A 9,772-nucleotide genomic window follows, 5' to 3' on the forward strand; every position below is an offset into this window, starting at 1 on the left:
AGGAACTCACGGATGACCTCGACCGTCTGGGGCTCAATGGCCGAGATTGAGCTGCGGCGGCCCGAGATCACGCGCATCCGGGAAGCGCGATGAGACAGCAGGCCATGACGAGGGCGGCCCCGCCGGGGAGAGCGACCGCGGCCGCACGAGGAGGGTTCCCGGGCGCGGCCGCTCTCCCTCCTTCCCGGCCGTTCCTCTTCCTGTGCGCGGCACTCCTCCTTCCGGCTCCAGCCGTCGCTGTCGGGGATGGGCCCGTGATCTCGCCCGCCCCTGCCGCGCCGGTGCCCTCGGGCGACGGAGCGGCAGGGGCGGCGCAACAGGCCATCTATCGTCGGATGCTCGCGCGCGAGGCCGAGGCGCGCGGATTGCCCCCAGCCGTCGCCGACGCGGTCGCGTACGTGGAGAGCGGATACGACGCCGGCGCGGTCGGCGGGGTCGGTGAGCTCGGGCTGATGCAGGTCCGGCCGGCAACCGCGGCCATGCTCGGCCACACGGGTTCCGCCGGTGCCCTCCTCGATCCCGCGACCAACATCCGCTTCGGCGTCGCCTACCTCGCACAAGCTTGGAAGCTCGCGCAGGGGGATCTCTGCCGCACGCTGATGAAGTACAGGGCGGGCCACGGCGAGGAGCGGATGAGTCCACGCTCCATCACCTACTGTCAGCGAGTCCGCGTCCGCCTCGCCGGGACCGGCGTCCCCCTCGCCGGCACTGCACTGCCCGCTCCCGACCGGAGCGGCCGCGAGGTTCCTGCGGCACCGTCCGCCAGCCGGGATGCCCGATCCGCCGTCGCGCGCCGCCTGTGGGCCGAGCATGCCGCCCGGGTCCGCAGCATCGGGGCGCGCATCGACCGCATCATGGGCGGCGGCTGAGGTCATTGCGGAGCACGACCTTTGAACGTCCCACCCAGCCCGGTTCCCTCGCCGACGAACCGCACGGCCGCCTCGCCGGCCATGCCCCGGCCCGCAGCAGCTTGGAGGCCCGAACCCATGGACCACGCCAACCCCGAGCCTCATGCCCACGGGCATCGTGATGGTCACGGTGCAGCGCCGGCGGCCGGCGCGTCCGCGACGGATCCCGTCTGCGGCATGCGGGTCGACCCGGGAACCACGACCCACCACGCCGAGCACGGTCACGCGATCTATCACTTCTGCTCGGCTGGGTGCCGCTCGAAGTTCGTGGCCGATCCCGCACGGTACCTGTCGGCGGACAAGCGGTCGTCGGAAGGGCCGGTCGGGGCGGTCTACACCTGTCCGATGCACCCGGAGATTCGCCGCGACCGACCGGGCAGCTGTCCGATTTGCGGGATGGCGCTGGAGCCGCTCACGCCGACGAGCGGCCCGGTCGAGAACGCCGAGCTCAAGGACATGAGTCGCCGCTTCCGGGTCGGCCTCGTCCTCACCCTCCCCGTGTTCGCCCTGGAGATGGGAGGACACCTTACGGGTCTCGTCGACCGCCTCGGCCTGCAAACCTCGAACTGGGCCCAGTTCCTGCTCGCCTCTCCGGTCGTCCTCTGGGCGGGTTGGCCGTTCTTCGAGCGGGGCTGGCAGTCGCTGGTGAACCGCCGCCTCAACATGTTCACCCTCATCGCCCTCGGAACCGGCGCGGCCTACCTCTACAGCGTCGCCGCGACCGTGGCGCCAGGTCTCTTCCCCGAAGGGCTTCGCGGCCACGACGGGGCGGTTCCGGCCTACTTCGAGGCCGCGGCGGTCATCACCGTCCTGGTGCTGCTCGGGCAGGTGCTGGAACTCGGGGCCCGCGAGCGCACCTCGGGCGCGATCCGGGCGCTGCTCGATCTCGCGCCGCAGAAGGCCCTGCGTCTCGGGACGGACGGAACCGACGAGGAGGTGCTCGTCTCGGAGGTGGCGGTCGGGGACCGCTTGCGCGTCCGGCCCGGCGAGAAGGTGCCGGTCGACGGCGAGGTCGTCGAGGGGCGCTCGGCGGTGGACGAGGCGATGATCAGCGGCGAGCCCGTCCCCGTCTCGAAGGAACCCGGCTCCTCCGTGGTCGGCGGAAGCCTGAACACGACCGGGGGCTTCGTCATGCGCGCGACGCGGGTCGGGTCCGAGACCACCCTGGCCCGCATCGTCGCGATGGTCGCCGAGGCCCAGCGCTCGCGGGCGCCCGTCCAGCGCCTGGTGGACGACGCGGCGGCCTGGTTCGTCCCCATGGTCATCGCCGTCGCGGCGCTCGCCTTCGTCGCCTGGATGGCCGTCGGCCCGGAGCCGCGGTTCACCTATGCCCTCCTCGCGGCTGTCGCCGTCCTCATCATCGCCTGCCCCTGCGCCCTCGGCCTGGCGACGCCGATGTCGGTCATGGTGGGAGTCGGACGCGGCGCGCAGAACGGGGTGCTGGTCAAGAATGCCGAAGCCCTGGAGCGGATGGAGAAGGTCGACACGCTCGTCGTCGACAAGACCGGAACGCTTACGGAGGGCAAGCCCAAGGTCACAGCGGTGCTCCCGGCCCCCGGCTTCACGGACGCCGACGTGCTGCACCTCGCCGCCGCGGTCGAACGCGCGAGCGAGCACCCCCTGGCACTCGCCATCGTCCGGGCCGCGGAAGAGCGCGGCATCCCGGGTGCCGTTGCCACCGACTTCGACGCTCCGACCGGCAAGGGCGCGCTCGGTACGGTCGAGGGCCGCCGCGTAGCCGTCGGCAACGGGCGCTTCCTGGAGGAGCAAGGGGTCGACGCGGCGGCGCTTCATGCAAAGGCCGAGGAGATGCGGGCACGCGGTGCCACGGCGGTCCTGGTCGCCGTGGGCGGGAAGCCGGCCGGCGTCATCGCCATCCAAGACCCCATCAAGACGAGCACGTTCGAGGCCGTGCGACGGCTGCGGGAGGCAGGCTTGCGCATCGTCATGCTGACCGGCGACAGTCGGACAACGGCCGAGTTCGTCGCCAGGTCGCTCGGCATCGACGAGGTCGAGGCCGAGGTCCTGCCCGACCGGAAGGCGGAAGCGGTCAGGGCGCTCCAGGGCGACGGTGCGGTCGTGGCGATGGCCGGGGACGGGGTCAACGACGCCCCCGCCCTCGCCGTCGCGGACGTCGGGATCGCGATGGGCGGCGGCACCGACGTCGCCATCGAGAGCGCGGGCGTGACGCTGCTCCGCGGGGACTTGGTCGGCATCGTCCGGGCACGCCGCCTGTCCCGGGCAACGATGCGCAACATCCGCCAGAATCTGTTCTTCGCCTTCATCTACAACGCGTTGGGCGTGCCGGTGGCCGCCGGACTGCTCTACCCGTTCCTCGGCATCCTCCTCTCGCCGGTCATCGCGGCGGCCGCGATGGCGCTCTCGTCGGTGAGCGTGATCGGCAACGCCCTGCGCCTGCGCGCGGCACGGATCGGCTGAGACGCGGCCGTGCCGAGCCTGCCGCCCTCCGCCCCTGGGCCCCACCTGACCCGTCCCGGCGGGAGCCCGGCGCGGTCGAACCTGGAGAGGCGTCAGCCTCCCTCCCCGATCAACCGCACGAGCCTGGCGAGACCATGACCACCCACCCGCTCGCACTGAGCGTCGCGGACGCCTACCTCGGCTTGGTCGATGCCGCCGTCCCGGGGTTCGTCGAGGCCTTGTACCTCGTCGGTTCCGCCGCCATGGGCGACTTCCGGCCGCCCCTCAGCGACGTGGATTTCGTAGCCGTGTCCCCGGCCCGACCGGGGGCCGGCGAAACGGCTGCCCTCGCGAAGGTCCACGCCGGCCTCGCGCTCGACCGGGAGATCCCGGCGCTCGACGGAATCTATCTGACCTGGGACGACCTGCGGGCCGGTCCGTTTGCCATCCCGAGCGGACCCTGCGTCAAGCAGGGCCGCTTCCTCTCGTCCGGGTGTCACGATAGGCATCCGCTCACCTGGAGCGTCCTGGGAGCCAGCGCGGTGACGGTGCGCGGGCCGCTCTGCGCGGGCACGGGGCTCTGGCGCGGGCCGGCGGACCTGGAGCGATGGGCCCTGGCCCGCATCGACGAACACCGGGGTTCGTGGCTCGAACCCGACCCGGGAAGCGATGCGGAACCGCCCGCCACCGAAGCCGTCGAACGGACCGTGCTCGGCATGTGCAGGCTCCATTACATACTCTCGACCAGGGTGGTGCCCTCGAAGAGCGACGCCGGCCTGTACGGGTTGATCACCTTCCAGCCGGAGTGGCACCGCATCATCGACGAGGCCCTGCGTATTCGCAGGGAGCCCGAGGCGGCCTCCCTCTACGGGACGCCCGCCGAGCGCCGCCGCGACGCGCTCGCCTTTGCCCGCCTCGTCGCGGACGACGCATACGCACTCGGCTTCGGTCGTGGCGGGTAAGGTTCCGGCTGGGAACGCCCCGCTACGCGCACGCCGGAATGTAGGGCGGACGTCGGTATGGGATCGCCGTGCCCACTCCCGGCCTGGCCCAAGCGCCGGGCGTTCGGAGGACCCGGCCGAACGCCGTCGAGCGCGCCGGGCGGCGCGCCGCCCGCGCTCCCAGGGGACCGCTGCATGCCCATGCGGCCGGGAGGGCCACCCTCGGGAGCGGGTGGAACTCACCGGGACGGACTTGTCGGGGGCCCGGAGGCTCCTCCGGAGGCGCCGGGTCGTTCCCCTCCGGGGCGCTAGACACCATCGCCAGGAGTACCCATTGCTGACACCGTCGTTCATCCACGACCTGATCCATCGGGCGATGCCCCTCGACCATCCTCACGCCCACTGGTGGATCGACCTCGTGACGGTGCTGGTCCTCATCGTGGCGCCCGCCTGGACCGCCTGGCTCGCGGTCCGGTTCGGCCTGCGCAGCGCCTTCGTCCGGCTGGACCGCGGCCGCATGCGAGGGGCGGTCCCGTCGCGCGGCCCTGCATCCATGGACGCGGTGGGATCGCCCGGACCCCGCAAGCGCATGGCCGTGGGGCTGGAAGCCTACGTCGTGCGTGCGACGTCGCGGCTGCAGTTCCGCCTCGTGCTGCTGTCCATCCTGACACTCCCGGCGGCCTGGCTCCTCCTCGAGATCCCCAAGCACATCATCAACCACGCCCTCGCCGACGCCTCGGGCGACAGTCAGCCGAGAATGACTTTCCTCGGCTTCGCTTTGGGCCGCGTCGAGCTGCTGTTCGCGCTTTGCGCCAGCTATCTGGCCGTGCTCACGCTCAGCGGTCTCGCCAAATACGCCGTCAATCGGGTCCGTGGGCGCGTGAACGAGCGCCTCGTGCGGCGCCTGCGCCTCGCCGTCGCCCGGCGCGCACGGGGCGAACGCTTGCCCGAGCGGCGGGCGACATTGGCCGCGGTCGCCGTCCAGGAGGTCGAGCCCATCGGCTACTTCGGGGGTAGCTTGGTGGTGGTGCCGCTTGTCCAGGGCGGCACGCTCGCGACCAGCGTCGTCTTCCTCCTCATGCAGAACGCCGCCCTGGCGCTCGCGGCCCTCATCATGCTGCCAGTTCAGCTGACCATCCTCCCGCGGTTGCAGGCGCGATTGAATGCGAAGGTTCGCCAGCGGGTCCATGCCACGCGGGCATTGGGGGCCCTCCTCACCGATCCCGGGTCGGAACGGACGTCGGGCGGGACCCGCCGGCCATCGATCGTGCCCCGGCAGATGCACCAAGCGCGGGAGCTCGAAAGGGTGCGGATCGAAATCAACGAACTCAATGGCCGGCTCAAGGGACTGTACAACTACACCTCGAACCTCACACCGTTCTTCTTCTTTTCGATCGGCGGCTACCTCGTCGTCCAGGGCCAGCTCTCGCTCGGTGCCCTCGTCGCCGCCCTGGCCGCCTACAAGGAGATCTCCCCGGCCATGCGCGAGCTGTTCGATTTCGCCCAGGACTGGTCGGACGCGAGCGCCCGGTTCGAGGAGGTCACCAACGCCCTCGGACTGGGCGTGCAGGAGAACCGCGCGACGTAGAGCCGGCACGCGACAGCCCGTTCTGGGCCGCCTGAGCGCCGCCGGGCGCCGCGGCGGAGCGTTTCGCAGATGAGCCCGGTCCCGCCGGAGGGCGCTGCCTCCGGCCGCTCCCCCGCCTGCCTGGACAACCCGGCAGAACCATTCCTACCGCAGCAGCGTCGAGCCGAGCTGTGCCAGACCGCGCGCCAGACCCGGCGCGATGCCGAAGCCCAGCGTCCCCGCCGTGCATAGACCGAGCGCCCATGCGTAGCCGGCGCCGGGAGCCAGGCCCTCGGGGCGTTCCGGTTCCTTGAAATACATCTCCGCGATCACGGCTGCGTAGTAGAAGAGCGCCACCGCCATGTTGGCGGCGGCCACCACGGCAAGCCAGGCGAGCCCACCCTCGATGGCGGCCACGAGCAGGAAGACCTTGCCGGCGAAGCCTGCCAGCGGCGGGACGCCGGCAAGCGACAGAAGCGCGAGTGCCAGCGCCGCCCCTGGCCATGGCGCTCGCCGTCCGAGGCCGCGGACCGCGGCGAAGCCGTCGTCCCCGATCACGCGCTCGACCTGCGCGATCACCGTGAAGGCCGCGAGGTTCATCAGGAGGTAGGCGAGGAGGTAGTAGCCGACGGCCGGGAGGGCACCGGGGACTTGGCCGGCCACCGCCACGGCCATCAGCATGTAGCCGGCCTGGGCCATGCTCGAATAGGCCAGCAGGCGTTTCAGGCTATCCTGGCGGAGCGCCAGCAAGTTGCCGAAGGTCATCGTCGCGGCGGCCACGAGCGAGAGCACGGTCGGCCAGGCGGAGAGGCCGCTCGGCATCGCCTCCAGAAGGAAGCGGAGCAGGCCGGCGAAGGCGGCCACTTTCGGCACGACCGAGACGAAACCGGAGACCGGGGCCGCCCCGCCCTGGAAGACGTCGGGGGCCCAGACGTGGAAGGGCACCAGCGCCATCTCGAACCCGTAACCGACGACGACCAGGCCGAAGGCCAGTGCGACCCAGGCCCGGTCGGCACCGGCCAGGCCCGCCCCGATGGCCCGCAGGTTCAGGCTGCCGGTGAGGCCGAACAGGAAGGTGAGGCCGTAGGCCATCACCGCGAGTGCGGCGGCGCCGTACAGGAAATACTTGAGCGCCGCCTCCTGCGCCGGCCCGTCGCTACGCACGAGCAGCACGAGCAGGTACGAGGGAAAGCTCACCATCTGCAGGAACAGGATGATCAGGCCGAGGTCGGTGGCCGCCACGAGTCCCATGCCGCCGGCGGTCGCCATGAGGAGCGCGACCGGGTGGTGCGGTTCCTGCTCGCTCGCGCGGAAGTGGGAGGCGAGCGAGAGCAGGCTCACCAGGGCGCCGGCCTCGACGACCAACTGGTAGAAGCCCCGGAACGGATCGACGGCGTAGGTGCCGCAGAAGGCCTCCCGCGGCGTGGACGTCAACATCGGCGCGGTCAGGCCCATCGCGACGAGGAGGGCGAGGAGCGCGATGGCGGCCGGCAGGCGGCGCCACCGGCCCCGGACCCAGCCGGCAACCGGGACCAGCGCGAGTGCGGTCCCGGCCAGGACCATCTCGGGCGCGACGGCGCCGAGGTCCATGCAGCCGCCCATCGTCTGCCCACCGGTCACGGGAGGTGCGCCAGCGCCGCGGTCGTGCCGTCCAGCAGCGCGAGGAGGACGGCCGGCAGGGTTCCGACGCCGAGCGACAGCGCCGCGAGCCCGCCCGCCGACCACGCCTCGCTCGCCGTCAGGGGCGCCAGCGGCGGCGCGTGCGGGGGCACGCGCCCCATCAGCAGGCCGGTGACCAGCCTCAGGTAGACCGCGGTCGTCACGAGGACGGCCAGGACCGCGATGCCGGCGACCCAGGCGGAGAGCTGCAGCGCGGCGCCGATGGCCTGGAACTCGGCGATGAAGCCGGACAGCCCGGGGAGCCCGAGCGACCCGAAGGCCAGCAGGCCGAGCAGGCCGCTGAAGGCCGGCATCGCGCCGATCAGCCCTCCGAAGTGTCCGATCTCCCTCGTGCCGGCACGGTGCTGGAGCATGCCCACCATCAGGAACATGCCACCGGTGAGGAGGCCGTGGCTGACCATCTGCGCGGCGGCTCCGTTGAAGGCCAGCTGCCGGGCGCCCTCCCCTCCGGCCATCGCCATGACCGCGACGCCGAGCGTGACGAAGCCCATGTGGTTGACCGAGGTGTACGCGACGAGCCGCTTCATGTCCGTCTGAGCCAGCGCCGCCAAGGCGCCGTAGAGGAGCGAGGCCAGCGCCAGCGCGACGAGAAGCCAGCCGAACCGGGATGTGGTTTCCGGCAGGACCGGCAGCAGGACGGCGAGCATCCCGTAGCCGCCCATCTTGAGCTGCAGGCCCGCCAGGACGACGCTGCCCTCCGTCGGCGCCTCCACGTGGGCGTCGGGCAGCCAATTGTGCAGCGGCACGACCGGGAGCTTGACGCCGAAGCCCGCGAGCAGCGCCAGGAAGGCGAGGCTCCCGGCGAGCGAGGGGCCGTCCAGCGGCTTCGCCCGCGCGATGGCCGGCAGCGAGAAGGTGTGCGGCTCCATCGCCAGGTAGAGGGCGAGGAAGCCCAGCAGCATCGCCAGGCTGCCGGCCCGCGTGTAGAGGAAGAACTTCAGCGCCGCGTAGCGCCTCCGCTCCCCGCCCCAGATGCCGACGATGAAGTACATCGGCACCAGGCCGACCTCGAAGAACAGGTAGAACAGCAGCAGGTCCCGGGCCGCGAACAGGCCGATGAGCCCGGTCGCGAGCAGCAGGAACAGGAAGGCGTGGGCGTGCGCCCGGTCGTGCCCAGGCAGCGCGTAGACCATCACCGCCGTGAGCAGGACCGCGGTGAGCAGGATCAGCGACAGGGAGAGGCCGCCGACGGCGACGTCGTAGGCCGCCCCGACGGACGGGATCCAAGGCAAGGTCGTCCGCCATTGCAGGTCGCCGCCCCCCGGCTCGAGGCCGGCCCAGAGCGTCAGCGCCGCGGCGAGCGTCAGGACCGCGCCGCCGAGCGCGACGCGACGTGCGAGACCCGGGCGGTCGCGCGGCAGCGCCAAAACGACGAGGCCTGTCATGAGTGGAAGGAGGATCGTCGCCGTGAGCATCGGGTCAACCCGGATTCAGAGCCAGAGCAGGAGGGCGCCGGCCGCGAGGGCGGCCGTGGCCCAGGCGAACAGGCCGAGCGTGTAGAGGTAGAGGCGGCCGGCCTGGAGCGCGCGGAGCCGCTCGCCCCCGGCGGCCAGCCAAGCCGCAAGCCCGTCCCCCAGGCGCGCGAAACCGCGCGCTTCGACGCGACCGGCCGTCCGACCGGCGCTCCAGGCCCAGCCGGCGACGCCTCGGGCCGCCGCGTCGAGCGCATCCTCCACCGGCCCGAGGCGCCGTGCGAGCCGCGTCGTCCAGCGCGCCGGGGCCGTCGTGATCGCCGACAGCCCGGCGGCGAGACGGCCGGGCCACGGGCCGAGCGCCGGCGATCCGTCCCTTCCCCTGACAGCACCGATGCCGAGGCCCAGGAGGCCGGCCGCGATACCGAGGTTCCTCCAGGCGACCTCGGCCCCGGGGCCTGCCCCGAAGGGCAGGAATGCGTCGAGGCGGCCGGCCAGCAGCCATCCGAGTCCCGCTGCGGCGAGCGCCAGCGCGAGCGTCCCCGCGCGCATCGTCCAGGCGGGTTTGCCGGGCTCCGTCGGGCCGCGGCGCGGACCGAGGAAGGCCGCGGCCCCCGCGCGACCGATGTAGGTCCCGCCGAGAAGGACGAGCAACACGACGAGTACCCCTGCCCCGGGACCGTGTCGCGACGCGACGGCAAGGATCTCCTCCTCGCTCCAGAACCCGGAGAGCGGCGGAACGCCGGCGAGCGCGAGGGCCGCGACGAGGAAGGCGGCTCCCGCCAAGGGCAAGGCACGGATCAGTCCGCCGAGGCGGTCGAGCGCGCGCGTGCCCGCCTGCTCCTG

7 protein-coding genes are annotated in these 9,772 nt (G+C 72.3%); 4 read left to right on the forward strand and 3 right to left on the reverse strand.

The features are described from left to right. The first annotated feature begins 254 nt into the window (after nucleotides 1–254). The 4 genes from VQ02_RS17540 (at nucleotide 255) to VQ02_RS17555 (ending at nucleotide 5,855) form a co-directional block, all read left to right on the forward strand. Nucleotides 255–869, forward strand: a complete 615-nt coding sequence (locus VQ02_RS17540; RefSeq protein WP_425339907.1) for a lytic transglycosylase domain-containing protein — start codon at nucleotides 255–257, stop codon at nucleotides 867–869. Nucleotides 870–950: 81 nt separating this feature from the next. After that, nucleotides 951–3,347, forward strand: a complete 2,397-nt coding sequence (locus tag VQ02_RS17545; protein ID WP_425339908.1) for a heavy metal translocating P-type ATPase — start codon at nucleotides 951–953, stop codon at nucleotides 3,345–3,347. Between the two features lie 134 nt (nucleotides 3,348–3,481). Further along, complete coding sequence (locus VQ02_RS17550) at nucleotides 3,482–4,288, forward strand: nucleotidyltransferase domain-containing protein (RefSeq protein WP_048445498.1); 807 nt, start codon at nucleotides 3,482–3,484, stop codon at nucleotides 4,286–4,288. Between the two features lie 355 nt (nucleotides 4,289–4,643). After that, entirely contained in the window at nucleotides 4,644–5,855 is a 1,212-nt protein-coding gene (locus VQ02_RS17555; RefSeq protein WP_048445502.1) for a hypothetical protein, read from the forward strand. A 144-nt stretch (nucleotides 5,856–5,999) separates the two neighbouring features. Here the strand turns inward: VQ02_RS17555 and VQ02_RS17560 are convergent, their stop codons facing one another. The 3 genes from VQ02_RS17560 to VQ02_RS17570 form a co-directional block, all read right to left on the reverse strand. Continuing rightward, nucleotides 6,000–7,424 (reverse strand): NADH-quinone oxidoreductase subunit N, encoded by a 1,425-nt coding sequence (locus VQ02_RS17560; RefSeq protein ID WP_048445499.1) that lies wholly within the window; start codon nucleotides 7,422–7,424, stop codon nucleotides 6,000–6,002. 26 nt (nucleotides 7,425–7,450) lie between these two features. Continuing rightward, a complete protein-coding gene (locus VQ02_RS17565; RefSeq protein WP_048445500.1) occupies nucleotides 7,451–8,929 on the reverse strand; it encodes a complex I subunit 4 family protein in 1,479 nt (492 codons plus the stop codon). A 15-nt stretch (nucleotides 8,930–8,944) separates the two neighbouring features. After that, nucleotides 8,945–9,772: proton-conducting transporter transmembrane domain-containing protein (locus VQ02_RS17570; protein WP_048445501.1), on the reverse strand; the 828-nt coding region annotated here is incomplete at its 5' end.

Origin of the sequence: Methylobacterium variabile (assembly GCF_001043975.1) — a bacterium.
In the GTDB taxonomy this organism is placed as follows: Bacteria; Pseudomonadota; Alphaproteobacteria; order Rhizobiales; family Beijerinckiaceae; genus Methylobacterium; species Methylobacterium variabile.